Origin of the sequence: Mesobacillus campisalis, assembly GCF_000986785.1 — a bacterium.
GTDB classification, from domain to species: domain Bacteria; phylum Bacillota; class Bacilli; order Bacillales; family Cytobacillaceae; genus Mesobacillus_B; species Mesobacillus_B campisalis.
This window is the reverse complement of sequence record NZ_LAYY01000013.1, coordinates 31,717-56,474: the sequence shown is the minus strand read 5'-3', so window position 1 is coordinate 56,474 and position 24,758 is coordinate 31,717. Positions and strand designations below refer to the sequence as shown.

Here is a 24,758-nt window from a genome sequence, read left to right as displayed (position 1 = left end):
TAATGGTATTAGTACTCCTCCGTCAGGCGTCCAAGGACTTCCCGATATTCATCATTTGCGGGATCCATGTTTTTAAGCCTACTAAAAATTTCGGCAGCCTGTGCTATTTTTCCTTCCTCAATTAGAAAATAACCATAATCCTGGAGAAAATCCTTGTTGTCTTTAAAAAAAGTATATGCTTGCTGGTATTTGGTTAATGCCAGCGAATATTGCTCTATATGGTGGTGGGCAATAGCAGCGTCCCAAAGCAGCTGAGGCTCTTCATCCTCGTTTAAATCCGTTGCCTCAATCAGATCGAGAACATCATGATATCTTTCCTGTTTCAGCAGCAGCTTGTTCAGGACAAGTGCTCCCTCGGTGAAACCTGGGTCCAATGCCAGCGCCTCCCGAAGGTTCGCTTCCGCTGCCGCTTCCTCCCCAAGTTTTAGCGCAAGCTTGCCGCCGCGGTAGTAAAGATCTTTATTGAACTCATCCTGCCCAATGCCCTGTTTGACAGTATCAAATGCTTCTTCAAGCAATTCTTCCTGTTCATATGCATGGGCAAGAGGAATATATAATGAATGATATTCGGGATCAAGGGCTTTTAATTCCTCAAATTTCTCGATCGCCGTCTTATTTTTTCCTGCCTGAAGCGCCGTAAAGGCATATCCAAATAAGGTATTGATTTCAAGACGTTCTTCGAGTGCCAGTTCATAAAAAGGCAGAGCCTCCTCGAACGAACCACCTGCACTGTATGCTTCAGCCAGGCGCTGATGCAGACTGGTGCCGGCAACCTCCTGTCTCTCTTTCAATACCAGCTCATAGGCCGGGATTGCCTCGGTAAACCTCCCTTGATGGGCATACAGTTCCGCAAGGGCAAAGTCGATGATAACCTCATCTGGAAGCATTTGCTTGGCCTTCATCAATTTTTGTTCACTTACCTCGAACAAACCATTCATTTGGTACAGATCTGCCTGCAATAGCAGGGCTCTCGGATATTCTTGGTCTCCTATACCGACTTTCTCAAGCATGAGCATAGCCTGTTCTTCTTCATCCATTTCAAGGAGTGTTTCGGCGAGGAGCAGCAGAAGCTCTCCTTCATCCGGATAGCTGAGAAGAAGGTCCTCCAGCAGTTTTCTGGTCTCCTCCAGAAATCCAAACCGGAATAATTCCTCGGCCAGCAAAAACTTCTCTTCGTCTGTCCCAATTTTCAATATGGTTTCATAACCTGCCAGAGCTTCTTGAAGCTCGCCATTTTCTAATAATCTTGTAATATTTTCTACAGTCATATTTTAACCTTCCAATCATTAACTCGGGGTTGCATAGAAAGACGGCATCCTGATCTCAACATATTCACCGGCCCCAGGACGATAGCTTACATGCTTGCCGGCCCTGATGACTATTCCATTATGGACTGTTACAGCCAGGTGGGTATCATGTTTTAAATAGAGTTCGGTCTCTGCCATTGGTTTGCTTTCCCTGTCTTTTAAATAAAAATTGTAACTCACTTCGCTGCCCTGATGCAAATAAGACTTCTTCGGAATGATGCCGACCTTCTCCAGGACCCCCCTGCCTAGCGGGACATGTTCCTCCATCTGTCTTTCCAGACTCGGGATGCTATGTCTCTTCATAATTTCCCGCCAAATTCTCTCCGGCTTTGTATCTGCCGGGTTCTTAAAAACTGGCACCAGCGGGCTGTTATAAGGGAACATCGCTTCCCTTATCCATCCCCATGGTATTTTCACTAGTTCTTCTGCATCCTCCACTTCCAGGAAAAGAACTGGCACTTTTTCTTTTTTGCATTTTCTTATTAACCCTGGAGTTAGCTTGTGTGCCGGAATCCTGGCACCTATGCAATAGTCAACTGGACAGTCTGTCAATTCGGAGCGGATTTTTTTGAACTTGTGCTCCATTTCCTTTTCGCGCTGAAAATGGACAGCGGTGAGAATCGTCGTACAGCCTTTGGCAATGAACTTATCAAGGTAATACGCTTTCTTTTCAGCAAAAGATAGATGGAAAGGCAAGTGGAAATCGGCCAGGACATGTGTCGGTGTCATGATAAAGCTATCGGCATCCATGCGGATATGCTTGTACATTGCTGGAGCAGCGGTTGCCGATAGAATCCTATTATTCTCCACCAACAGGCATAAATCCTTTATTTCGCCATTTTTTAGTACATGGGCATTTTCGATTATATATGCCATAAAACCACTCCTTATCGTCTTATGACAACCTATGTCCCATCCCGTTTGTTTATGCATGGAAAAGAATTGTTGCCCATGCTGAAGATTCATACGATGGAAGCTCATCCTTCCAGTCTATATCAATAAAAGAACCTCCCATACTGGGAGGCTTGGTTTACATATTAAAATAATGATTCAAGATGTTCAAAAAAAGCCGGGTAGGAAACAGCAATTGCTTCGCTGTTTTCAAGGTATGAATCCTCTCCCCTGGCGAGCAGGGCGGCCACCGCAAGCATCATTCCAATCCTGTGGTCCCCATGGCTTGAAACCGTGCTGCCCCGCAGGCTGGTTTTACCGTGGATCACCATTCCATCCTCGGTGGCCTCAATCTCGGCACCCATTTTCGACAGTTCCTTTACGACCGTATCGATTCGGTTTGTTTCTTTTACTTTTAACTCTGCCGCATCCTTTATCAGCGTTCTTCCCTCTGCCTGGGTTGCCAGCAAGGCAATGATTGGAATTTCGTCAATCAGCCTTGGAATAAGTTCCCCTTCAATCGTGATTCCCTTGAGGTCTGAAGTTTGGACAATAATATCACCGGCAGGTTCAGCATTTTCCGTTTCATATGGAAGCACTTCAATGTCTGCTCCCATTTCCTGAAGGGCATCCAGGATTCCAGTTCTCGTTGGATTCAAACCTACATTTAAAAGTTTTATCCTGCTGCCGGGAACTATTGCCCCTGCTGCAAGAAAGAAAGCGGCTGAGGAAATGTCTCCAGGAACCATTACGCGGGCTGCTGCCAGCTTCTGGCCGCCTTGCACGCTGATCTCGTTTCCTTCGGAGCTTACGCTGCCGCCAAACATTTTAATCATACGCTCGGTATGATCCCGTGTCTTTTCCGGCTCAACGACTGTAGTGGTGCCTTCCGCCTGCAGCCCTGCAAGCAGGATTGAGGACTTGACCTGGGCGCTGGCAACAGGAAGGGGATAATGGATCCCTTTCAGCCCGCCTCCGCTGATGGAAATCGGGGTGAATTCCCCGTCTTTCCTGCCGGAAATCCTCGCCCCCATTTGCGCCAAAGGGACTGTGACCCTTGTCATCGGCCGCTTGGCGATCGATTCATCGCCTGTAAAGACAGCATGGAAAGGCCGGCCGGCGAGTATTCCCATCAAAAGCCGGATGGTTGTACCCGAATTGCCGACATCCAGGACCTCCATTGGCTCCTGGAGCCCTTCAAATCCGACCCCTTCTATCGTTACCGAACTTCCTTCCTGTTCAATGGAAACACCCAGCTTCTGAAAGCAGGCAATAGTGCTCAGACAATCTTCACCGGGAAGGAAGTTCTCGACAGTAGTCGTTCCCTGTGCAACCGAACCAAACATAACGGCCCGATGCGATATGGATTTATCTCCCGGGACCTGAATGGTCCCCTGAAGGGAAACCCTGTTGGAATTCAGCTTGGTTGCCTTCATAAGCATCTCCTTTTACAGTCATTATCCAATTGACATTTCAAAATTCGTATAATGTTTAATACACTTTTCCGCTCTTGCCCGGTCTTCATCACTTTGAAAACTTATGACCAATACTCCGTACACTTCTTCCCTTGTTTCAAGGATCCGGATATTGGTGATTGAGATTTCTTCCTTGGCAAGATAACCGGTTATTTCCGAAATAACCCCGGGGTAGTCGGGAACATCCACAAACAAATCATAAAAAGCAGGTATGGCACCTTTTTCCTTTGTGGGCAGCCCATCACGGTAATCTTTCGCTGTCTGAAAATAGTTGAAGATTTCCTCGGCTGCGGCTGTTTCCAGAAGCCTGGCGACCTTGCTCATTTCCTGCTGCCATTCGTCCAGAAGCTCTAGCAGCACTGGCCGGTTCAGCAGCAGGATATCACGCCACATTGCCGGACTGCTGGAAGCTATTCTTGTAATATCCCTGAAGCCCCCTGCTGCCAGCCTCCCAATCAAAGTGGAGCTGCTCTCGGCAGAAGCAGCCTGATGAACAAGCGAAGCAGCAATAATATGGGGAAAATGACTGACAACACCAGTCAGGTAATCATGCTCCTCGGGGGAGACAGTCAAAAATTTGGCCTTTGTTCCCTGTAGCCACATCTTAAGGGTTTCTATTTCGCCTGCATTCGCTGTCTCATTGGGAGTAAGCAGATAGAAGGCATTTTCAAACAGGATTTTTTTGGCTGCGGACACTCCACTTTTATGGGAACCTGCCATAGGATGGCCGCCAATGAAACATATTCCTTTTTGCGCCAGGCAAAAGGCTTTATCAGTAATCGTCTTTTTTGTACTCCCAGTATCCGTCACAATGACATCTTCTTTAAGAGGGAGGCTGGAGAGCAGCTCTATTACCTGTTCGGCCACAGTGACCGGAGTCGCGATGATTATGACATCGGCAGATGCCGCCCCTGCCTCAATGCTATGGGCGGCTTCATCAATGACTCCGATCATTTTGGCAAGCCTGGTCTGCTCTTCATTAACGTCGAACCCGACAACTACAGCTTCTGAATGTTCTTCTTTGATGCAAAGAGCAAGGGAGCCACCTATCAGTCCCAGCCCGATGACAAATATGCGGCCTTTCAAGTAATCACCTTCTCTTTTACGATAGCGCTGCTCTAGCGGCTAGAAATTCTTTCATGCATTCTATTACGCCCGCATTCTGTTCCATAGAACCGACCGTAACCCTGACCGATGTCGGAAATCCAAGCGCAGCACCAGATCGCACAATGAATCCTCGTTCAAGAAGGAACTGAAAGACTTCATTCGCATCACAGGCAAAATCAATCAGGATGAAGTTGCCTGAAGATGGGTAATAATCCAATTGATGTTCCTCACAGAATGTGTAAAATTGACGGAGGCCTTCCTGATTTGCTTTTTTACAGCGCTTGAGGAACTCCTGGTCCTTAATTGCCGCTATGGCAGCCGCATGGGCAAGCGTATTGACGTTAAAAGGTTCCCTTGCAGGGTCAAGCGTCCGGATAAGGTTTTCATCAGCCACCCCATATCCAACCCTTAAGCTTGCCAATCCGTATATTTTGGAAAAAGTCCTTAGTACAATAAGGTTTTTATATTCCTTAATTAGTGAGAGCGAGTCATGATAATCTTCAGCTTCGACATACTCATAATAAGCTTCATCCAGCACCACCAGGACATCAGCAGGCATCTTCTGTAAAAATTCTGACAGGTCCTGGCTGCTTATGTAAGTCCCTGTGGGATTATTAGGTGTACACAGCCATACTACAGCTGTATTTTCGTCTACGGCCTCTGCCATGGCTTCAAGATCATGGTATCCTCCCTTAAGAGGAACCTCTCTAATCTCACTGCCTTCGAGAATGGCATTATGTTTGTATTGCGGAAAGGTCGGGGCTGCCATCACCGTATTAACACCCGGCTGAAGCAGTGATCTTGAAATGATTTGAATGATTTCATCGGAACCATTCCCAAAAATAAGCTGTTCAGGCTTTATCTCAAGGTGGCCGCCAACAGCCTGGCGCAGTTCGGATGCATATCCGTCAGGATATAATGCAAGGGAAGCAGAGTGGTTGGCTATGGCATCGGCTGCAGCTTGCGAACAGCCAAAAGGGTTTTCATTGGATGCCAGCTTGGTGACCTGCTTAAGTCCATATTGCTGTTTTACTTCCTGGATCGTCCTGCCGGGCTGGTACGGCTTCAATCCTAATATTTGTTTTTTCCATTTCATCTCTTCCACCCCATTCGGTTCTCTAGTACTATCATTCATATTGAATTCCAAGGCTCTCGGCAAACTTATTTTCCGAGAAGATCCGGCCGAAGGACTTGTGCCCCTTCAAGATAAATATGTTTGATTTGGTCCTGTCTGGCATCCGTATTCACATGGAACATCGCCCTGATGCACATAGGCAGGGAACCTGGAACAGGAATTTCCTGAACGCACATTACAGGGACATATACCCATCCGTCTATCCTCCGCAGAGCCTTGGCGGGAAAGGCAGCATTTATATCCTGAGTTACAGATATCAATACAGAAGCTACCGAATCAGGAGAAATACTGTTTTCGTTGATAACTTCTCTTAGAAGTCTTTCTGCAGCTGCTACAATTTCTTCTTCTGTATTGCCGGAAACCGTTATGGCTCCTCGTACCCCTCTAATCAATTATGGTCACCCCCTCCATTAAAAAGTTTTCAGGCTGTCGAGCAAAAGGTTATCGTCAAGTTGTTGGATCACCGGCTGCCCGATATCCTTGAGCAGCACAAAACGCACCTTCTGCCCAAGCGATTTCTTATCTTGTTTCATTCGTTCCAAAAGCCTGTCAGGTGTAAGCCCGGCCGGCAGTCTTGTGGAATACCCCAATTCTTCGAGCCAGTTCTCAAAGCCTTTGATATCAAAAGGGAGCGAGTGGACCTGGATGCTAAGGCGAAGGGCAAATACCATTCCTATGGCGACAGCCTCACCATGAGTGATGGAGCCATAACCAGCCTCTGCTTCTATCGCATGGCCGAGCGTATGGCCAAAGTTTAAATAGGCACGTACACCCGACTCTTTTTCATCCTGCCCGACAATGTCCCTTTTCACCTTTATTCCTGAGGATAAATGGCTAGCCAGGTCCTCGGGGGATATTTCTTCAAGATTCCTGATGGAGTGATGGAGCGAATGATAGAAATCCCTGTCACTAATCAAGGCATGCTTGATTACTTCCGAAAACCCGGAGCGGACTTCCCCTTGAGGCAGGGACCTTAAAAAATTGAGATCATAAATCACCGCTTCCGGCTGATAAAAGGAACCAATCATGTTCTTTCCAAGAGGGTGATTGATAGCGACCTTCCCCCCCACTGCACTATCATGGGCGAGAATTGTGGTAGGAATTTGGATGAATGGAATCCCTCTCATGAACGTGGATGCGACAAATCCTGCAAGGTCTCCTACAGCTCCCCCGCCAAATGCCAGAACAACCGATTTTCTGTCAAGTTTCTTCTCTAATGCAAAGCTTAAACAGTCATGATAGACAGCAAATGTTTTTGCCTTCTCCCCTGCCGGAACAACCTTCGTGTATACGGAAGGCTTATCAAGGATTTGTTTCAATTCCTCAAGATACAACTTTCCGACTGTTTCATCCGTAATAATCATTATGGAAGTAAGATTGGGAAATCTCTTTTCCAGAATTCCCGCCAAGGAGCGGGAAACCCCATAACCGATATGAACAGGGTAAGTTTTCTTTCCTGCTGAAACTTCGATGGTTTCCATTAAAACTCCCTCGCGTACCGGCGCTGCTCTTCAACGGATTGAATGAGCGCGTCCATTCTGTCAGCAGGGAATTGCTCCAGAATGGCAGCAGCAAGTTCCCAGGCAATTACACTTTCGGCAACCACAGCGGCCGCGGGAACTGCACAGCTGTCTGACCTCTCAATACTTGCGGCATAAGGCTCTTTGGTATCAATGTCTACGCTCTGCAGGGGCTTATACAAGGTCGGGATAGGTTTCATTACACCTCTAACCACGATTGGCATCCCAGTGGTCATACCTCCCTCGAACCCTCCCAGGCGGTTCGTCCTGCGATAGTACCCTCTCTCTGCATCCCAGAGGATTTCGTCATGGACCTCACTGCCTGGCTTGCGTGCAGCTTCAAAGCCGATGCCAAACTCTACACCCTTGAATGCGTTAATGCTCACCATTGCCCCTGCAAGCTTGGAATCAAGCTTGCGGTCATAGTGGACATAGCTGCCAACTCCGGGAGGCATGCCTTCCACAATGACTTCAACGATTCCGCCGATGGAATCTCCATTCTTTTTCGCTTCATCAATCGCGGCCATCATCTTTTTTTCAGCGTCAGGGTCAAAAGTGCGAACAGGAGAAGCTTCGGTTTTTTCTTTTAATTCTGCCAATGAGGCATAATTTGCTTCCTCCGCTGCGATTCCGCCAATTTCCTTGACATGGCAGGCAATTTCGATGCCCAGAAGGCTTAGCAGTTTTTTGGCTGCTGCGCCTGCAGCAACCCTTACGGTCGTTTCCCGGGCTGATGAGCGCTCGAGCACATTCCTCATATCCCGGTGTCCATATTTTAGGGCGCCGTTTAAATCAGCATGCCCGGGGCGTGCCCGTGTTATCTTGCGTTTGACTTCTTCTGATGCCTCGGAATCCAACGGAGCCTGTCCCATGATTTTGGTCCAGTGCGTCCAATCCTTGTTTTCGACCACAAGGGCAACCGGGGAACCAAGGGTGTATCCATGGCGGATGCCTCCCATGATCTGGACCGCATCCTTCTCGATTTGCATTCTTCTGCCGCGGCCATGACCTTTCTGCCGCCTGGCAAGCTCCATGTTAATATCTTCTTCTGTTAGTGGCATTCCGGCTGGCAGCCCCTCAATAATTGTGGTAAGCTGCGGGCCATGTGATTCGCCTGCTGTTAAATATCTCATATTCTTTCTCCCTTCAACTCATTAAAGGATTATGTACCAATATATCATACGCTTCAAAATAAAAATAGCAAAAATTTAAAAATTACGAAAGTGGGACGACGGAGTTCTTCCTATAAAAAAAGCTTCTGCTTGGCAGCAGAAGCCTTACTCATTAGTATGCCCACTCATTCATTAACTTTGTATACTCTACAAGTTCTTCTTCCTTGAAAAATAAGCCAATTTCCCGGACAGCGCTTTCAGGAGAGTCCGAGCCATGAATGATGTTCTTTCCAACTGTCAGGCCAAAATCCCCGCGAATCGTCCCGGGTGCCGCATCCTTAGGATTGGTTGCACCCATCATCTGGCGCGCGGTGGCAATGACATTTTCTCCTTGCCATACCATTGCGAATACTGGCCCGGAGGTGATAAATTCAACCAGCTCACCAAAGAAAGGGCGCTCCTTGTGCTCGCCATAATGCTGTTCAGCCAGCTCCGCAGGAATGCTCATCAATTTGGCACCGGCGAGTTGGAAGCCCTTTCTTTCAAAACGGGATACAATCTCGCCGATCACATTGCGCTGGACACCATCGGGTTTGACCATTAAAAATGTTTTCTCCATAAACTCCACTCCCCAAAAATCATATGTATGGCAGGCTGTTAATGCTGCAGCCCCTAAAATAGTATCATTTATTTGAAAACTTAGCAACTTGCTAATATTTTCGTTTGCCAATAAATTTCGCTATATCACGCAAGGTTTTCTTTGCGCGATTTTGTGGGAGTTCATCCAGGATCGAAAGAGCTTTCGCCAGATACCGATCGCTGACAGCCAATGATTTTTCAATAGCATCTGATTTCTTTATCATGGAAATCAGCTCTTCAATATCTGCCTGCTGCATATGTTCATGTACATTTTCAATTTTTGCCCGAAGCTTCCTGTCACTCATCGCATAGAGGACCGGAAGGGTAATGTTTCCCTGAAGCAAATCCCCTCCTGCAGGCTTTCCAAGCTCCTGTTCCGTGCCTGTAAAATCAAGGACATCATCTGTAATCTGGAAGCTCATTCCTACGTAATAGCCAAAACGGTACAAATTCCTGTGTACCCGCTCTTCCACTCCGGAAACGACAGCCCCGAGCTGGCAGGAAGCCGCAATCAGCAGGGCAGTCTTGCGCCTGATCCTGCGAAGATAGTCCCTTAGATTCTGGTCAAATATATATTTGTCTTTTATTTGTTCAATTTCACCAACGGAAAGCTGGACAATCGAATTTGATAATATTTGGTGTGCCAATGGATTTTTCACTTCGCCAATTAGTTCTAGCGCCCTGGCAAAAATATAATCGCCAGTGTACATGGCGATTCGGTTATCCCATTTGGCTTTTATGGTCGGCTGGCCGCGGCGCAGTTCAGCATCATCTATGACATCATCATGAACGAGGGAAGCCATGTGTATCAGTTCAAGTGGGACAGCTACATTTTTTATTTCCTCAATATCATAATCCCCAAATTTACCGCCAAGCAGCACAAACACAGGGCGAATCCTCTTGCCTCCTGCCCGGAGTGTATGCAGGGAAGCCTGGCGAAGCAGCGGGGACTCTGCTTCAATGGTAGCCTCAAGCTCGCTCTCTATCAAATTGATATCAGAATTTAAGTAAGAATACATCATCTTAAGTTTCATTGAATCCACCCAGCACTATTTTTTATGGCCTATATGGACAGCCGCCACTCCACCGCTGTATGCCTTGTATCTGACATTGGCGAAGCCTGCCTCCTCAAACATCCTGGCGAGCTCCTTCATTCCAGGAAAATCACGGGCAGATTCCTGGAGCCATGAGTATTCCTTGTAGCTCTTGGCAAAGACCTTTCCAAATAGCGGCATGATAAACCGGAAATATAAGCGGTATATCTGCTTGAACCCAATCAGTTCAGGCTGGGAGGTCTCAAGGCATACGGCCATTCCCCCAGGCTTCAGGACACGATTCATTTCTTTTAATACCTGCTTGTAATCAGGGACGTTGCGCAGGCCGAAGCCTATTGTTACATAGTCGAAACTATTGTCTTCAAAAGGCAGCTCCATTGCATTGCCGTGGACCAGGGTAACCTGGTCCAACTGCTTCTGCTTAACTTTTTGCTCCCCAATCTTCAGCATGTTCCTGCTAAAATCAAGGCCGGCAACCCTTCCTTGCGGGCCTGCTGCTTCCGCAAGTGCGATTGTCCAATCACCTGTTCCGCAGCATACATCAAGAGCGTGCTGCCCTCTCTGGACGTTCATCATTTTCATTGTGTCCTTGCGCCATCTGATATGCTGCTTGAAACTGATGACAGAATTCATCTGGTCATAGTTTTCGTAGATTTTTTCAAAGACTCCGTGCACGCGTTCTTCCTTTGACTGCTGCATTTTTACCCTTCTTCCAAAGTGAATTTTGATATGGACTGATGCTGGCCGAGAATTTCGCCGAGGCGCTGATGCATTTGCTTGTTCATCTTCGGCATTTTCTGCATGCCCGTTTCGATTAGGCTGATTGAAAAATCGACATACCTTTCACAAATGGAGAGCAGATATTTCTGCTGTTCGGAAGATATTCTGGCGGATGGAAGATGTTTAGGGAATGCCAGCTTCTTTAAAGTCTCGAAAACGACTGATGTTCCGGTCTGCAAAAAATGTTGCTCCTCCTGAATCATCCTTTTTACAAACAGCAGGTTGATTGCAAACTCTTTCCAGGCATGTGCGCCAAAGGTGTCTGCAATCTTGCCCACCAGGCATGATTCGATCAGCTTCACACTATTCATCAGCACATCGATTGCTTCTGAATCTTTATGATAAACGGAAATTTTATGCTCATTGACTTCTTTTACGCCTGCAGCAAGGTTCGTGATCAGCTCAATGTCACCCGTTCCGGCAAGCTGTTTATAAAACAGGCCGCTGTAATACGTCCCGGCCAATACGGTTAACTGCCGTTTTTTCAAACTTGGCGGATCTTCTGCAGGACTGGAGTTTCTAACGTGTTCGTGGGTATCGAGGGCAATTTGCAAAAGCATAGTCGTCACACTGTAATGAACGATCTCCTTTTCCTTCATCCCAAGTCCATCCAGAAGTGAAACAAGCAGCAATACCTTGTCTTCATCAATCACTGGAGCTTCTATATTCTCTCGTAAATATGGATGAAACAGGCTTTTATTGAGCTGTTCCATTACATGCGCTATTTTAATCTGGAAGTCCTGCAAATGAATCACCCTTGTCCCTGAAGTTCGATTGAATAGTCAAGGCTGCGATAACCACACGATACCATCAGGTAAGTTAAATATTACTTGATGCACTATCCAAAGCAGTGACCATTATATCATAAATTGACTTTTTCTTGGGGACGAAATGAAAATTAATCCCGTATCTTGCTGTGTGGCTGTTTGAATTGTAACAAAATTGTTTGAATATCCAGGAAGCTATTTTTTCTCGCTGTTTACCTCTCCGTAGGAGGTTATAATTTTGGCATTTCCGCGGATTTTTATGGCAGAGGTATGTTCAGTGAACTGGGCAATCATGACCTCTCCCTGATCGAGCTTTTCGGAGTGGTGAAATCTGGTGTCCGATCCCCTCGTCAGCCCGATTACATTGACTCCGTCCTCAATCGCTTTAATGACAATATAATCAGCACCCGGAACAGGCTTCTTCTCCATGTTTGCTTCCCCCTTTAGTCTTTGATCAGCGCAAGAATTTCAGCACGTGCATTCACATCTTCGGCAAGCGTTCCCCTTACAGCGGAAGTGACCGTCTTGCTGCCCGGCTTTTTTACGCCTCTCATGGTCATGCACATATGTTCAGCTTCTACCACTACCATTACCCCATGTGGCTGGAGTTTTTCCATGATGGCATTGGCTATGCTTGAAGTGATTCTTTCCTGGAGCTGAGGACGTTTGGCAACGGCCTCCACTGCCCTCGCCAATTTGCTGAGGCCAGTCACCTTGCCCCCTTTTGGAATGTAGGCGACATGGGCTTTTCCGAAGAATGGCACGAGGTGATGTTCGCACATGGAATAGAAAGGGATATCCTTGACGAGAACAACCTCTTCATGGTCTTCCCCAAAAATAGTTTCAAAATATTCCTGCGGATCCTGATTTAAGCCCGCAAAAACTTCCTCATACATCCTTGCAACACGTTTAGGTGTATCAAGAAGCCCTTCGCGATTTGGATCCTCTCCCACTGCTTCAAGTATTAAGCGGACTCCTTCTTCGATTTGGGCATGATTCACTTTGGCCAATTCCATTTCCTCCTAAGCATCTATATAAAGTGAAACTCCGTTCAGCAGGAGGATTCTTCCCACTGAATATAAGTTGAATTCCATTTGCTATTTGATAATAACATTTCCATATTAGCATAACTATTTCGATGCAGGCAAAATAATATAGATTTTGCCGTGGGCAAATTAAAAAGGCCGCTTGTTTTGCGGCCTTTTCTCAAGTATGCACTGCTGTGCATCTATGTAGATTCAATTATTTGACTGCATCCTTAAGGGCCTTGCCCGGTTTGAAAGCAGGCACCTTGCTTGCAGAGATTTCGATTTCATCACCAGTTTGAGGGTTGCGTCCTTTACGGGCAGCGCGCTCACGAACTTCAAAGTTACCAAAACCGATTAGTTGTACCTTTTCACCATTTGCCAAAGCATTTAAGATAGAATCAAAAACAGCGTCAACTGCTTTTGTCGCGTCCTTTTTGGAAAGTTCTCCAGCTTCTGCAACTGCATTGATTAGTTCTGTTTTGTTCATGCCATTCACCTCCTCCCAAAAATTCCGTTTTATTGCTCAGAAAATTAATAAAGTTATTACCTTTCTAAACAAATCTGTGGAATTCTATACATTGCAAAACCATTTTTTTGAAAACGGGCCCTCCAATGGGAACATTTGCTCTCCCAAAGGCGGTTCTTCCTCTTAAAACCCTGTTACAACAAGGGTTTGAGGCCTGCAACGTAATTCTGTTAAAAGATTATCACAATCAATTATCCTTATCAAGACATATTCCTTAAATAATGGGGAATCTTTACTCATTTTCCATCCTGATCGGTTCCGTCCTCCATTTCTACCCCGCTTTAGCTGTTTTAAACCCCCTTAACGACAAAAAGACTCCATTTCGGAGTCTGAAAACTTTTATAAAATGATGGCAATCAGCCCGCCTGAGCCCTCATTGATGATCCTCTCCAATGTTTCTTTCAATTTGTAGCGGGCATTTTCCGGCATCAGCGAGAGCTTTGCCGAAATTCCTTCCCGAACAATCGAGCTCAAGCTTCGTCCAAAAATGTCCGAATTCCAAATGGATAGCGGGTCATCTTCAAAATCCTGCATCAGGTATCGAACCAGCTCTTCACTTTGCTTTTCGGTTCCAATTATTGGGGAGAACTCCGATTCTACGTCTACTTTGATCATATGGATGGAAGGGGCAACCGCCTTCAGGCGAACGCCAAACCTCGATCCCTGCCTGATAATCTCGGGTTCTTCCAGGCTCATGTCGGCAAGCGAAGGAGACGCGATTCCATACCCTGTCTGTTTGACCATTTTCAGGGCGTCGGCAACCTGGTCATACTCCGCCTTTGCAAAAGCAAAATCCTGCATCAACTCAAGCAGATGATCTTTACCGCGGATCTCGACCCCGACAATTTCCTTGAGAATATCATCATAAAGATCATCCGGGGCAAACAAATCGATTTCAGCCACTCCCTGGCCCATTTCGATTCCAGCCAGGCCTGCCCGGTCAATGAACTCAAAATCACTGAATTGCTGGACTACCCTGTCAACATCCCTCAGTCTTTTGATATCCTTGACAGTCTCTTTAACAGCTTCCTGATAGCTTTCACGCAGCCAGTGATCCTCCCTTAATACCATAACCCAGCTCGGAAGGTTAACATTGACTTCCAGGACAGGGAACTCATAAAGGGCTTCACGGAGAACATTTAAAACATCAGACTCCCGCATGCTTTCCACACTCATGGAAATAACGGGAATATCATATTTCTCCGCCAATTGCCCTCTAAGCGTCTCCGTATTGGGGTGATGGGGCTGTGCACTGTTTACAACCATGATGAACGGCTTTCCTACTTCTTTTAATTCCTCGATTACCCGCTCTTCGGCTTCAATATAGTCAAGCCTTGGGATATCTCCAATTGTACCGTCTGAAGTTATGACGACGCCTATGGTTGAATGTTCCTGGATAACCTTCCGGGTGCCAATCTCAGCTGCTTCATGAAAAGGAATCGGCTCCTCGTACCAAGGTGTGGTAATCATCCTTGGACCATTCTCATCCTCATAACCCTTTGCTCCCGGAACAGTGTATCCGACACAATCAACAAGCCTGATGTTAACATCCAGCCCTTCGTCGACATGAATGGATGCCGCCTGATTCGGGACAAATTTTGGTTCAGTTGTCATGATGGTCTTGCCTGCAGCACTCTGCGGCAATTCATCCTGGCAGCGGGCCCTTTCGGCTTCATTGTCTATATTCGGTAACACAACAAGCTCCATGAATTTCTTGATGAAAGTGGACTTGCCTGTCCTGACTGCACCGACAACCCCAAGGTATATATCGCCGCCTGTCCGCTCGGCAATATCTTTAAAAATATCTACCTTTTCCAAGTGATCCCCTCCCGATCATAGAGTTAGTGGGAAAAATATCATAATATCTAGGACAATATATATTTATGATGTTGTCCTATGGCAATATGACATTTTTTTATTTTTTAACGCTTTTCCCGGGCTTTCGCCTCGCGGCTCTTTCCCACTAGTACTCCTGAAGGCAAAAAACCCTTCTTCCACAATATATTTTGCAGAAGAAGGGTTATGCCTATTTCTCTAAAAAGATTGGTTCGCCGCTGGAAGGATCGATTGTATACGGAAGCGAGTAGGCGGGAACAAAATTGGAATTATCACTGAGAATATGACGGATATCCTCCCCATCCTCTACCTCGTATCCTTTTTTCAACAATTGGTAAAGATCGCTTCGATAATCCACATAGATTTCACCGTCCCCGGTAATCACATACGGAAGATTTTGGCCAGTAAATGGACTCTGGGCTGCCGGCTCCTCGGAAAATCCAAGTTCTTTGTAATCCAGACTGAAGACCTCCCCCGAGATTTGCTCCTTAAAAGGCGGATATTCCTGCATCCTGATCCTGAGCTTAATATCCCTGATTGTTTCTGCCATCCTTAAATCAAAAAGTTTCACCTTCGGTTCTGTTTCAACGTCAATCAAAACGTATTGGAAAATACCCCCGTTCTCGAAAGCATTTCCAGGGACCTCAGGCAAATATCGCGGAACCACTTTTTGAAAGTCCACGAGGTATTTTTGATAAATAGGGGTTTCGGCATCCTTGGTCTTTATGGGAAGGATGCCGCCATTATCAGCTTGGAAATTTTCCACAGCCGATTGGACAGAAGCAATCTGATCTTCGTATGGAATCTGGTTTTTGGCAAGGTTTTCAGCGGGATACATACACCCCGACAACAGCGATACAAGGATGATAACAGGAAGCATGTTCACTAGTTTGTTCATTTTAAATTCGACCCTCGTTTTCGTTTGGAAATGATAGATTATCCAATGGTTGGACCGCTAAAGACAACCAGGAAGATAATGAGGCCTGCCGCTATCATCAGGACATACGCAATTAAAGCTGTTACCGCCTTAAAAAAACCCTTTAGTTTATAACGGCTGAAATACAATGAAATAAGCGACAGGAACATAAAGCCCATGCCTGCGAAAGAAACCCACATTTTCATTAAAGCTGGTGACAAGATAACCACTCCCCTTTTCCGAAAGATATTATAACATAATTCCCCGACGCCAGGGTATGCTTACATAAGCATATCGCCCATTTAGGGGATATTCCGGACAATAAAAAAACTGAGTAAAGAGGGGGCTGACTCTTTAACCCAGTCCAAAATGACTAAATAACCCATACACCCGGTTCAAACCACCAGTTGCTTCGATGCATTGTATGCATACAGCGAAGGAATCGCATCATCGAATGCCTATATTTATCAATTTATTCTATAAATGTTGCGACCGTTCGCTTAAAATGTCGGCAAGGTCTTCCATCTCATGTGTCCTTCTGCGCGTCATCAAGCCATCAACTGCATCTTTGGGGTCGACTTCGCCAAACAGGATGTCATGCAAGGCATCCGTAATAGGCATCTTCACATCATACTTACGGGCAAGCTGATGGGCCGCTTTAGTAGTCCTGACTCCCTCAACGACCATGCCCATTTCATCCAGCACTTCCTCAAGGTTCCTCCCTTTTCCCAGCATATTGCCCGCCCTCCAGTTTCGGGAATGGACAGATGTGCAGGTAACGATCAGATCTCCAATCCCAGTCAGGCCCGAGAAAGTTAAGGGACTTGCCCCCATTTTCACGCCAAGGCGGGCAATTTCGGCCAGCCCCCTTGTAATGAGCGCTGCCTTCGCATTGTCGCCATATCCCAGTCCGTCTGATATCCCGGCTGCGAGAGCAATGATATTCTTTAGTGCTCCGCCAATCTCCACTCCGATCAAATCCGGATTGGTGTATACCCTGAAGTTCTGGTTAATAAATAAATCCTGGACCTTCTCGGCCGCCTCCATATTTCTTGATGACACCGTCACAGTCGTTGGGTGCCGCAGGCTGACCTCCTCTGCATGGCTAGGGCCCGAGAGAACAACAACATCCTTGACTAGTTCTTTCGGCATCTCTTGTTCAATCATCTCCGAAATACGAAGAAGAGTATCAGGCTCAATCCCTTTGCTGACATGCACAATGACCAGTGGGTCTTTTTGGAATTGAGCTATTTTCGCCAAAACCTCCCTGATTGCTTTCGTGGGAACCGACAAAATGATGGTTTGTATCCCGTTAAGCGCCTTCTGTAAATCATCATACCCCGTCACCAATTCAGGAATGGTGATCCCGGGAAGATATTTTTCGTTGGTATGTGATTGGTTGATTTCTTTTACCTGCTGGGGATTATGGCTCCACAGTCTGGTTTCACAGCCATTATCAGCCAAAACCATCGCCAGCGCTGTACCCCAGCTGCCAGCTCCTACAACCGCTACTGCATTCCTTTTTTGCTCCAATTCATCACAACCCCTTTTTAAAAGTGAACCTGTATCAACAGGACCTGAACCTTTAGTGGGGAATATGCACCCTGTATTCCCTAGCTTCGCTCCCTGGCGAAAATTTTGATCGGAGTCCCTTCAAATCCAAATGCATCCCGAATCCTGTTTTCAAGGAAGCGCTGATAGGAAAAGTGCATCAGCTCAGGCTCGTTTACGAAAACGACAAATACAGGAGGCTTGACCGACACCTGGGTAGCATAGTAAACCTTCAGGCGCTTGCCTTTGTCTGCAGGCGCAGGATTCCTCGCCACTGCATCCATGATAACTTCATTCAGGACATTGGTTTGCACCCTTCTGGAATGATTCTCGCTGGCAAGATCAATCATCGGCATCAAAGTATGGATGCGTTTTTTCGTCTTGGCAGAAAGAAAGACGATTGGCGCATAACTGAGAAACTGAAAATGCTCCCTGATGTTTTCCTCGAACGCTTTCATTGTCTTCTCGTCTTTCTCGACAGCATCCCATTTATTGACGACAATTATGACGGCTCTCCCTGCCTCATGGGCATATCCGGCAATATGCTTATCCTGTTCGATGATTCCTTCTTCTCCATCTATTACGACAAGGACGACGTCTGAACGTTCTATCGCACGCAGGGCACGCAGCACACTGTATTTTTCCGTGCTTTCATAAACTTTTCCTTTTTTTCTCATGCCTGCCGTATCAATGATCACATATTCCTGGCCGTTGTACTTAAAATTGGAATCGATCGCATCCCTGGTTGTTCCCGCAACTTCACTTACAATGACCCGGTCCTCTCCAAGTAGCGCGTTGGTGAGGGAAGATTTCCCCACATTCGGACGGCCAATAAGCGAGAATTTAATGATGTCTTCATCATAATCCTTTTCCTCGGTTTTAGGAAAGTGTTTTGCTGCTTCGTCCAGTAAATCACCTATGCCAAGGCCATGCGATCCGGAGATGGGAAAAGGCTCCCCAAATCCTAGAGCATAAAAATCATAAATTTCGCTGCGCATTTCCGGATTGTCTATTTTATTGACGCCGAGAACTACAGGTTTCTTGGATTTATAAAGAATCTTGGCCACTTCTTCGTCTGCTGCTGTAACTCCTTCCCTGCCATTGACAAGAAAAATGATTACATCTGCTTCCTCAATCGCAATCTCAGCCTGCTGGCGGATTTGCTCCAAAAACGGCTCATCACCAAGATCAATGCCCCCTGTATCGATGATATTAAAATCATGAGCAAGCCACTCGGCAGAACTGTATATCCTGTCTCTTGTCACTCCTGGAATATCTTCCACTATCGATATGCGTTCACCGACGATCCGGTTGAAAATCGTCGATTTTCCTACGTTTGGACGGCCTACGATGGCTACCACTGGTTTCGCCACAAACTTCACCCTTTCACATTCACTTTACGCTGGTTTTTATGCTCCAGCACTCACCTTATTATTACTTATAAAAGAAAACCCTTCCTGAAATAGAAGGGTCTGGCTTACATAGTTTATCAAACATGTTCTATTGCAGGCAATCAAAACATATATCAATGCTTGACAATCACGTACAAGTCTTCGGATAGCGCATGGGCTATACCGTCAAGAATCGCCTCCAGATTTCCGGCAACAGATTCCATTTCCTGCTTGGAATCACAAAAGAACACCCCTGTCCCCGCAGGCACTTTATTTCGATTCGTGGTAATAACCGCAAGAATGTATTTTTCAAGATTCATCCCTTAGTTCCACCCTTCTCAGTTGGCATCCTGATTGCATTCTCTAGGGTTGGCACAGCCCCGATGACTCTGATCGCCCGGTCAATATCCCTCTCCTGGGGGAGGACAAATATCCCAATCCGGCCATCATCCAGATCCCGTTTTGCCAACGGCACCAGGGCAGGCGTGCCGGAATCCCGATATACCCCTAACGCCGTTGAAACATCATGGAGAACAGCCTGTCTCTGACCGAGATTTGCAATGGTCGACCTTGCATTAAAAGTTTTCGGCTTCAGGATAAAGCCCATCCCATACCTTAGGACTTCCTTTTGCCTTTCCGGCAGCCCAATATTCATGATATAGATATTGTCCACATATAAACCAGCACCATCAAACCTCGGCTCCATGTACTCAATATCAACAATATCTTTCAGCTTTCCTCCTGACATCAGCAAATGGGAAATAAACATTGTCAGAATGGCTGCAATGATTCCAATCCAGATGTTAAAGATTATGTAAGCAATGGTACTGACTAACGAGGTAAATATAACAAGGTAGTTTCGGCTTTCAAATGCGATGGCAATGCCTTCAATATAGGTTTTCCCCCTTGTCACCAATTCATAGTTATCAAGTTCTGTCAATGTATTTCTTTCCATGTTCCTTACTTCCCTGAACTGGGAAGCCGCGATTGTCAGGAATGTAACTGCAGTGTATTCTTGTTCCAGGATGGACGGTCCTGCTACGGCACCGAGACCGGCCGCTATAAATCCAAGTGCCACATGAATGATTTTCCCGTGAAGGTAAGTGGGATATTGCCGATAATCCGTCCTGAGCATGAAAAGTCTCGTAATCGTACCAACCGCCAGTCCAAAAACAATCGGAAGTGTGTATTCTGTCGTCATGATGAATTCTGTTTGCCCCTTCCATGATTAATGTAATTGCCCATTAATGCGGCTATTTGGCTCATTCCTGCCCACAATGCAATAAGTAACAGAGCGATAGCCAATGTATCCAAAAAAGGCGAGGATGCTACAGGATACGAAAAAGACAAATTCCTCATTAAAATTGAAAAAAGCACTTCCCCTTGAATCATTCCCGAAACCAGTGAAGCTATCATTCTTTGGTAAGAATGCTGGATTAGCGCACAAATGCCGATGCCACAAAAGGCCAGCATCCATCTCCTGTCAAAGACAACCCAAACAGGATCGTACAGCTCAAACAATAAAAAGCTTACATACCCCAGCATCATGATGAAGGATGTAAGAAAAACACTAATAAACACCCTTCCATTCATTTTTGCGCTTTCAATGATAAAAAAAAGGAACAGGAGCAACGCCGGGGCATGAACCAGCACACTTCCTACATAAAACTCGTAGGGAGAGGAAATAATCAATAGCAACAGCGCAGAAGACACCCTGCTTCGAGTAATTTTGCTTTTATCCATGAAAAAGGTCGCCCATACCCAGCCAATCCAGGCAATCCAATAAAATAATATTCCTTCCATCTGCATTTCCCCTCCTATCATTTCCATTATGGCTCGCTGTTATGTACTTTAATCCCTATTGCATAATCTTTTCGGGAAATCCCATGTTAATGGAGAGGAGGTGTGAAAATGGGACGAGACAGACAAGAACAAAAATTGAAAAGCAGCCGCCAGGTGGAATCCGACCGGGACCAGGCCCTTCATTATCCAGGAGCGACCAAATTGCAAAGCCCCGAGGAAGCGCGCAGGTTAAATGACGGAAAAGACAGCTATTAAAATGTAAAACAGCTTCTGCCATAGGCAGAAGCTGTTATCATGTGCGTTGGGCATATTTTTTTGTATCAATTCCCCGTTGGTCGAGCCAATGCCAAGTATGGCCGGAAATGAGGAGAGGTACCTTTTGGAGATCCTTTATTGTGTTGGCACCAAGGGCTGTCATAATCATCTTAAGTTCCTCTTTGATACTGGTGATCTCGGCAATCAGCCCGTCCCGCCCCTCCTGGGAAAGTACCTTGAGGAAGTAGCCGGCAAGGGCTGCTGCCTCTGCACCAAGAGCAAGTGACTTGGCAATATCGAGGCTGCTTTGTATGCCCCCGGAAGCAATAACGGGGATGTTTTGGCTTCTCTCTTTTGCCTCAACCACCGAAACAGCAGTTGGGATGCCCCATTCTTCAAAAAATGGCAGGCTCTTTGCTCTTCGCCTGTTTTCTATCGCCCCAAAATTTGTCCCCCCATACCCGCTGACATCCACCGCTAGTACTCCTGCGCCTTTAAGTGCCTCCACTGTTTCCATCGACATTCCGAATCCTGTTTCCTTAACAATGACCGGCACATCAAGACAGTCAACCAGTTTTTCAATTCTGTGGAGCACTCCGCGGAAATCCCTGTCTCCTTCCGGCATGGTTAATTCCTGGACCACATTAAGGTGGATCTGCAAAGCATCGGCATCCACCATCTTTACCGCTTCCTTCGCCTGTTCCACACTTGCTTCACTTCCAAGGTTGGAAAAAACAATCCCATCAGGATTTTCTTTTCGCACCACTTCATATGTATAGATTTCTTCCCGGTTTTTAAGCGCGGACATTTGCGAGCCGACAGCCAGCCCTACCCCCGTCTCCCTGGCAGCAATGGCAAGATCCCGGTTGATTTCATATGTTTGCCGCCCTCCTCCGCCGGTCATCGCATTGATAAAAATTGGCGAACTTAAAGCAAGTTCGCCAACTCTCGTCTTCAATTCGATTGAATCATGCGAAGTGTCTGGAATGCTCCGGTGAAGGAAAGCAACCTCCTCGAATCCCGAGCCGCGCAACTGCCCTGTTTCAAGGGCAAGCTCTATATGTTCCGCTTTACGCTTCGATCTGGACACTTTTGCATCACCATTATCGTTTAAGATTCTTTAGCTTGTCACCAATCATTTCTCCCAATTGGAATCCTTTTGTTTCCTCAGGAAGTTGGTAATCTGTCGCTGCCTGCTCCTCTTTTGGTTCAAACTCTTTCATGCTGAGTGAAAGGCGCTGCTCTTCCTTGTTTACCTCCAGTACCTTCACTTTAATCTCCTGGCCTTCCTGAAGCACTTCATGCGGCGTCCCAATATGACGGTTCGAAATCTGGGAAATGTGTACCAGTCCTTCTACACCCGGGAACACCTCCACAAATGCACCATAAGAGACAAGGCGCTTTACAACTCCTTCAAGCGTGCTGCCTTTTGGAGCTTTTTCTTCGATATCCGCCCACGGCCCAGGCAGTGTTTCCTTAATGGACAGGGAGATTCTTTCATTATCACGGTCTACACTAAGGACTTTCACTTGGACAGGCTGGCCTTCCTGGACAACATCGGATGGTTTCTCAACATGCTCGTGGGACAGCTGGGAAATATGGACCAAACCATCAATTCCGCCGATATCCACAAACGCACCAAAATCGGTTATGCGCTGAACAGTTCCATCAATGACCTGGCCTGCCTGCAGGGATTCAAGAAGGTCCTGCTTCTTCCTTGACTGCTCCTGCTCCACAACTGCACGGTGGGATAAAATCAGGCGGTTTTTCTCCTTATCAAGTTCAACGATTTTAAAAGTCAGATTTCTTCCTTTATAATCAGAGAAATCTTCAACAAAATGAGCCTCCACCAATGATGCCGGCACAAACCCCCGAACGCCAAGGTCTACGACAAGGCCCCCCTTAACAACATCCTTAACTTCGGCTTCAAAGATATCGCCGGTTTCGAATTTTTCCTGCAGCTGGTCCCAGGCTTTCTCCGCATCAACTTTGCGTTTGGAAAGAATCAGAGCATCTTCCTCTACTTTCAGCACTTCCAGCTCCAGCTCGTCCCCTTCATTAACTGCGTCGCTCGCTTTTTCAATATGAAGGCTGGAAAGCTCGCTAATTGGAATGATTCCATCCAGTTTGCTGTTTTGGATGTTGACAATTACTTGCTTTTCCTCCACTTTTGTTACCTGGGCTTTGACGCGGTCTCCTGCCTCAAAGTTTTCCACTTCAATTTGGTTCATATCTTCTGACATATGTACTCCTCCTTAATCCATAACTGCTCCAAAATATAGGAATGTGACAGAACATCACACTGTTAACATTAGATAGGAAAAATTCAAAAAAAATCTCTTTTCATTAACTTCTTACAAATGAGCCTATTTGTCAAGCAGAAGCTATTTGCTGCTTTCCATCAGTTTGCGGATTTCAGACATAATCAGTTCGGTAGCCTGCTCGGCGCTTCCTTTGCCTTGTCTCAATCCGGTAAAGTCGATTGGTTTCCCGTAAACGACCCTGACTTTGCGAAACGGCTTATATGGCCCTATGACGGCACACGGGACGATTTGGGCATCAGTCCTCAGTGCAAAAAAACCTGCACCTGCAAGACCCTTGCCAAGTTCTCCCGTCTTGCTTCTTGTTCCCTCTGGAAACAAACCTAAAACCTTTCCTTCTTTTAAAATTGCAAGTCCTTTTCTTAATGCCTCACGGTCGCTCATTCCCCGTTTTACTGGAAAAGCATTCAAATGCGGTACCAGCTTCCCCAGCACAGGCACCTTGAATAGTTCTTCCTTGGCCATAAAGTAGACAGGCCTTGGCGCCATCATCCCGACGAGGATGGGGTCAAAGTTGTCGATATGGTTGGAGCAGAGAAGGACTCCGCCCTCGGCAGGAATGTTCTCCCTGCCGGTTGCCTCCACGCGGTATAAAGGTTTAAACACTCCGTATACGACGGATTTAGCAAAATCATAAACGGTCAATTTAATCCGATCCTTTCAGTGGCAAGCTTCATAATCGTGTCGACCACCTGCTGGATCGACAGGGATGTTGTATCGATCTCTACCGCATCGTCTGCTTTCTTGAGCGGGGAAACCTTTCTCTCCGAGTCTATTTTATCCCGCTGGGCAATTTCCTGCTTCAGCTGTTCAAGGTCCGAAGGAAACCCCTTTTGGAGATTTTCCGCATGCCTCCTTTGTGCTCTTTCGTCCACACTGGCAAGAAGGAAAACCTTCACCTCTGCATCTGGCAGGACATGCGTACCGATATCTCGACCGTCCATCACAACGCCGCCTTTTGCTGCCAGTTCCTGCTGCCTCTTGACCATTTCCTTTCGTACTTCCTCATGAATGGCAACATAAGAAACTTTATTGGTCACTTCAGCAGTCCTGATTTCGGCAGTAACTTCCTGCCCGTCCAATAGGACCAGCTGTCCTTCACTGCCTGGAAGCAGCTCGATGGCCGTGTCATCCAAAATGTCCATTATAAGCGCCGGGTCATCCATATCGGCACCACGGAGAATGGCCTTCAGGGTCAGCGCCCTGTACATGGCCCCTGTGTCAATATATACGTACTCAAGGTTTTCGGCCACTCGTTTGGCCACCGTGCTTTTCCCGGCAGCAGCCGGCCCGTCTATTGCAATCGAAATTCTTTTACTCATATTTCCTCCTGTAAACCTGTA

General features: G+C 46.4%; 28 protein-coding genes. 1 reads left to right on the top strand and 27 read right to left on the bottom strand.

Going from position 1 to position 24,758, the window contains the following annotated elements:
* Nucleotides 1-8: 8 nt before the first annotated feature.
* From WQ57_RS12765 to WQ57_RS12655, 23 genes are all read right to left on the bottom strand, one after another.
* Nucleotides 9-1,268: a tetratricopeptide repeat protein gene (locus WQ57_RS12765; protein WP_046524164.1), complete on the bottom strand. Its 1,260-nt coding sequence runs from the start codon at nucleotides 1,266-1,268 to the stop codon at nucleotides 9-11.
* Nucleotides 1,269-1,286: 18 nt separating this feature from the next.
* The gene (locus WQ57_RS12760) at nucleotides 1,287-2,183 is read right to left on the bottom strand and encodes a hypothetical protein (RefSeq protein ID WP_046524163.1); all 897 of its coding nucleotides are present in this window, start codon (nucleotides 2,181-2,183) and stop codon (nucleotides 1,287-1,289) included.
* A 161-nt stretch (nucleotides 2,184-2,344) separates the two neighbouring features.
* A complete protein-coding gene (aroA, locus tag WQ57_RS12755) occupies nucleotides 2,345-3,634 on the bottom strand; it encodes a 3-phosphoshikimate 1-carboxyvinyltransferase (RefSeq protein WP_046524162.1) in 1,290 nt (429 codons plus the stop codon).
* Between the two features lie 21 nt (nucleotides 3,635-3,655).
* The gene (locus tag WQ57_RS12750) at nucleotides 3,656-4,759 is read right to left on the bottom strand and encodes a prephenate dehydrogenase (protein WP_046524161.1); all 1,104 of its coding nucleotides are present in this window, start codon (nucleotides 4,757-4,759) and stop codon (nucleotides 3,656-3,658) included.
* Between the two features lie 16 nt (nucleotides 4,760-4,775).
* Nucleotides 4,776-5,876: a histidinol-phosphate transaminase gene (gene hisC, locus WQ57_RS12745; RefSeq protein ID WP_046524160.1), complete on the bottom strand. Its 1,101-nt coding sequence runs from the start codon at nucleotides 5,874-5,876 to the stop codon at nucleotides 4,776-4,778.
* 65 nt (nucleotides 5,877-5,941) lie between these two features.
* The gene (gene aroH, locus WQ57_RS12740) at nucleotides 5,942-6,307 is read right to left on the bottom strand and encodes a chorismate mutase (RefSeq protein ID WP_046524159.1); all 366 of its coding nucleotides are present in this window, start codon (nucleotides 6,305-6,307) and stop codon (nucleotides 5,942-5,944) included.
* An 18-nt stretch (nucleotides 6,308-6,325) separates the two neighbouring features.
* Nucleotides 6,326-7,396 carry a 3-dehydroquinate synthase gene (gene aroB, locus WQ57_RS12735; protein WP_046524158.1) on the bottom strand — a complete coding sequence of 357 codons (1,071 nt, stop codon included), beginning with the start codon at nucleotides 7,394-7,396 and terminating at the stop codon, nucleotides 6,326-6,328.
* On the bottom strand, nucleotides 7,396-8,568 hold the full coding sequence (gene aroC / locus WQ57_RS12730; RefSeq protein ID WP_046524157.1) for a chorismate synthase: 1,173 nt from the start codon (nucleotides 8,566-8,568) through the stop codon (nucleotides 7,396-7,398). Before aroC ends, aroB begins: the two co-directional genes overlap by 1 nt.
* A 151-nt stretch (nucleotides 8,569-8,719) precedes the next feature.
* Nucleotides 8,720-9,166: a nucleoside-diphosphate kinase gene (gene ndk / locus WQ57_RS12725; protein ID WP_046524156.1), complete on the bottom strand. Its 447-nt coding sequence runs from the start codon at nucleotides 9,164-9,166 to the stop codon at nucleotides 8,720-8,722.
* Between the two features lie 91 nt (nucleotides 9,167-9,257).
* On the bottom strand, nucleotides 9,258-10,220 hold the full coding sequence (gene hepT, locus WQ57_RS12720) for a heptaprenyl diphosphate synthase component II (RefSeq protein WP_046524155.1): 963 nt from the start codon (nucleotides 10,218-10,220) through the stop codon (nucleotides 9,258-9,260).
* Between the two features lie 15 nt (nucleotides 10,221-10,235).
* Nucleotides 10,236-10,940 carry a demethylmenaquinone methyltransferase gene (locus WQ57_RS12715; RefSeq protein WP_046524154.1) on the bottom strand — a complete coding sequence of 235 codons (705 nt, stop codon included), beginning with the start codon at nucleotides 10,938-10,940 and terminating at the stop codon, nucleotides 10,236-10,238.
* A gap of 2 nt (nucleotides 10,941-10,942) precedes the next feature.
* Nucleotides 10,943-11,776 (bottom strand): heptaprenyl diphosphate synthase component 1, encoded by an 834-nt coding sequence (locus tag WQ57_RS12710; protein WP_241481532.1) that lies wholly within the window; start codon nucleotides 11,774-11,776, stop codon nucleotides 10,943-10,945.
* Between the two features lie 207 nt (nucleotides 11,777-11,983).
* Nucleotides 11,984-12,217: a trp RNA-binding attenuation protein MtrB gene (mtrB, locus tag WQ57_RS12705; protein ID WP_046524152.1), complete on the bottom strand. Its 234-nt coding sequence runs from the start codon at nucleotides 12,215-12,217 to the stop codon at nucleotides 11,984-11,986.
* 14 nt (nucleotides 12,218-12,231) lie between these two features.
* Nucleotides 12,232-12,804: a GTP cyclohydrolase I FolE gene (gene folE / locus WQ57_RS12700; protein WP_420912395.1), complete on the bottom strand. Its 573-nt coding sequence runs from the start codon at nucleotides 12,802-12,804 to the stop codon at nucleotides 12,232-12,234.
* Between the two features lie 226 nt (nucleotides 12,805-13,030).
* Nucleotides 13,031-13,303, bottom strand: a complete 273-nt coding sequence (locus tag WQ57_RS12695) for an HU family DNA-binding protein (RefSeq protein ID WP_046524150.1) — start codon at nucleotides 13,301-13,303, stop codon at nucleotides 13,031-13,033.
* Between the two features lie 378 nt (nucleotides 13,304-13,681).
* The gene (gene spoIVA / locus WQ57_RS12690) at nucleotides 13,682-15,160 is read right to left on the bottom strand and encodes a stage IV sporulation protein A (protein WP_046524149.1); all 1,479 of its coding nucleotides are present in this window, start codon (nucleotides 15,158-15,160) and stop codon (nucleotides 13,682-13,684) included.
* Between the two features lie 208 nt (nucleotides 15,161-15,368).
* Nucleotides 15,369-16,076 (bottom strand): hypothetical protein, encoded by a 708-nt coding sequence (locus tag WQ57_RS12685; RefSeq protein WP_046524148.1) that lies wholly within the window; start codon nucleotides 16,074-16,076, stop codon nucleotides 15,369-15,371.
* 38 nt (nucleotides 16,077-16,114) lie between these two features.
* Complete coding sequence (locus WQ57_RS12680) at nucleotides 16,115-16,315, bottom strand: DUF2768 domain-containing protein (protein ID WP_046524147.1); 201 nt, start codon at nucleotides 16,313-16,315, stop codon at nucleotides 16,115-16,117.
* A 256-nt stretch (nucleotides 16,316-16,571) separates the two neighbouring features.
* Nucleotides 16,572-17,627 (bottom strand): NAD(P)H-dependent glycerol-3-phosphate dehydrogenase, encoded by a 1,056-nt coding sequence (locus tag WQ57_RS12675; RefSeq protein WP_046524146.1) that lies wholly within the window; start codon nucleotides 17,625-17,627, stop codon nucleotides 16,572-16,574.
* Nucleotides 17,628-17,707: 80 nt separating this feature from the next.
* Nucleotides 17,708-19,018: a ribosome biogenesis GTPase Der gene (gene der / locus WQ57_RS12670; protein ID WP_046524145.1), complete on the bottom strand. Its 1,311-nt coding sequence runs from the start codon at nucleotides 19,016-19,018 to the stop codon at nucleotides 17,708-17,710.
* A gap of 152 nt (nucleotides 19,019-19,170) precedes the next feature.
* Nucleotides 19,171-19,356, bottom strand: coding sequence for a capping complex subunit for YIEGIA (locus WQ57_RS12665; RefSeq protein WP_046524144.1), 186 nt, complete (start codon nucleotides 19,354-19,356; stop codon nucleotides 19,171-19,173).
* Complete coding sequence (locus WQ57_RS12660; protein WP_046524143.1) at nucleotides 19,353-20,237, bottom strand: YIEGIA family protein; 885 nt, start codon at nucleotides 20,235-20,237, stop codon at nucleotides 19,353-19,355. The genes WQ57_RS12665 and WQ57_RS12660 overlap by 4 nt, the downstream gene beginning before the upstream one ends.
* Nucleotides 20,234-20,839 (bottom strand): YphA family membrane protein, encoded by a 606-nt coding sequence (locus WQ57_RS12655; RefSeq protein WP_046524261.1) that lies wholly within the window; start codon nucleotides 20,837-20,839, stop codon nucleotides 20,234-20,236. The genes WQ57_RS12660 and WQ57_RS12655 overlap by 4 nt, the downstream gene beginning before the upstream one ends.
* Before the next feature lie 108 nt (nucleotides 20,840-20,947).
* Here WQ57_RS12655 and WQ57_RS25900 point away from each other — a divergent pair, with 108 nt between their 5' ends.
* On the top strand, nucleotides 20,948-21,094 hold the full coding sequence (locus tag WQ57_RS25900) for a YpzI family protein (RefSeq protein ID WP_064537363.1): 147 nt from the start codon (nucleotides 20,948-20,950) through the stop codon (nucleotides 21,092-21,094).
* 37 nt (nucleotides 21,095-21,131) lie between these two features.
* Here the strand turns inward: WQ57_RS25900 and fni are convergent, their stop codons facing one another.
* The 4 genes from fni to cmk all read right to left on the bottom strand — a co-directional run bounded on the left by fni (nucleotide 21,132) and on the right by cmk (nucleotide 24,737).
* The gene (gene fni / locus WQ57_RS12650) at nucleotides 21,132-22,184 is read right to left on the bottom strand and encodes a type 2 isopentenyl-diphosphate Delta-isomerase (protein WP_046524142.1); all 1,053 of its coding nucleotides are present in this window, start codon (nucleotides 22,182-22,184) and stop codon (nucleotides 21,132-21,134) included.
* A gap of 13 nt (nucleotides 22,185-22,197) precedes the next feature.
* Nucleotides 22,198-23,337 (bottom strand): 30S ribosomal protein S1, encoded by a 1,140-nt coding sequence (gene rpsA, locus WQ57_RS12645; RefSeq protein WP_046524141.1) that lies wholly within the window; start codon nucleotides 23,335-23,337, stop codon nucleotides 22,198-22,200.
* A gap of 141 nt (nucleotides 23,338-23,478) precedes the next feature.
* Nucleotides 23,479-24,060 (bottom strand): lysophospholipid acyltransferase family protein, encoded by a 582-nt coding sequence (locus tag WQ57_RS12640; RefSeq protein WP_046524140.1) that lies wholly within the window; start codon nucleotides 24,058-24,060, stop codon nucleotides 23,479-23,481.
* Nucleotides 24,057-24,737 carry a (d)CMP kinase gene (cmk, locus tag WQ57_RS12635; protein ID WP_046524139.1) on the bottom strand — a complete coding sequence of 227 codons (681 nt, stop codon included), beginning with the start codon at nucleotides 24,735-24,737 and terminating at the stop codon, nucleotides 24,057-24,059. The genes WQ57_RS12640 and cmk overlap by 4 nt, the downstream gene beginning before the upstream one ends.
* Nucleotides 24,738-24,758: the final 21 nt, after the last annotated feature.

Excerpts from the sequence above, each read along its gene's own strand:
- WQ57_RS12765 (WP_046524164.1), bottom strand. The coding sequence starts at position 1,268 with ATGACTGTAGAAAATATTACAAGATTATTAGAAAATGGCGAGCTTCAA.
- WQ57_RS12760 (WP_046524163.1), bottom strand. The coding sequence starts at position 2,183 with ATGGCATATATAATCGAAAATGCCCATGTACTAAAAAATGGCGAAATA.
- aroA (WP_046524162.1), bottom strand. The coding sequence starts at position 3,634 with ATGAAGGCAACCAAGCTGAATTCCAACAGGGTTTCCCTTCAGGGGACC.
- hisC (WP_046524160.1), bottom strand. The coding sequence starts at position 5,876 with ATGAAATGGAAAAAACAAATATTAGGATTGAAGCCGTACCAGCCCGGC.
- aroB (WP_046524158.1), bottom strand. The coding sequence starts at position 7,396 with ATGGAAACCATCGAAGTTTCAGCAGGAAAGAAAACTTACCCTGTTCAT.
- aroC (WP_046524157.1), bottom strand. The coding sequence starts at position 8,568 with ATGAGATATTTAACAGCAGGCGAATCACATGGCCCGCAGCTTACCACA.
- ndk (WP_046524156.1), bottom strand. The coding sequence starts at position 9,166 with ATGGAGAAAACATTTTTAATGGTCAAACCCGATGGTGTCCAGCGCAAT.
- hepT (WP_046524155.1), bottom strand. The coding sequence starts at position 10,220 with ATGAAACTTAAGATGATGTATTCTTACTTAAATTCTGATATCAATTTG.
- WQ57_RS12715 (WP_046524154.1), bottom strand. The coding sequence starts at position 10,940 with ATGCAGCAGTCAAAGGAAGAACGCGTGCACGGAGTCTTTGAAAAAATC.
- mtrB (WP_046524152.1), bottom strand. The coding sequence starts at position 12,217 with ATGGAGAAGAAGCCTGTTCCGGGTGCTGATTATATTGTCATTAAAGCG.
- folE (WP_420912395.1), bottom strand. The coding sequence starts at position 12,804 with ATGGAATTGGCCAAAGTGAATCATGCCCAAATCGAAGAAGGAGTCCGC.
- WQ57_RS12695 (WP_046524150.1), bottom strand. The coding sequence starts at position 13,303 with ATGAACAAAACAGAACTAATCAATGCAGTTGCAGAAGCTGGAGAACTT.
- WQ57_RS12685 (WP_046524148.1), bottom strand. The coding sequence starts at position 16,076 with ATGAACAAACTAGTGAACATGCTTCCTGTTATCATCCTTGTATCGCTG.
- WQ57_RS12665 (WP_046524144.1), bottom strand. The coding sequence starts at position 19,356 with ATGAATCTTGAAAAATACATTCTTGCGGTTATTACCACGAATCGAAAT.
- WQ57_RS12660 (WP_046524143.1), bottom strand. The coding sequence starts at position 20,237 with ATGACGACAGAATACACACTTCCGATTGTTTTTGGACTGGCGGTTGGT.
- WQ57_RS12655 (WP_046524261.1), bottom strand. The coding sequence starts at position 20,839 with ATGGAAGGAATATTATTTTATTGGATTGCCTGGATTGGCTGGGTATGG.
- WQ57_RS25900 (WP_064537363.1), top strand. The coding sequence starts at position 20,948 with ATGGGACGAGACAGACAAGAACAAAAATTGAAAAGCAGCCGCCAGGTG.
- rpsA (WP_046524141.1), bottom strand. The coding sequence starts at position 23,337 with ATGTCAGAAGATATGAACCAAATTGAAGTGGAAAACTTTGAGGCAGGA.
- cmk (WP_046524139.1), bottom strand. The coding sequence starts at position 24,737 with ATGAGTAAAAGAATTTCGATTGCAATAGACGGGCCGGCTGCTGCCGGG.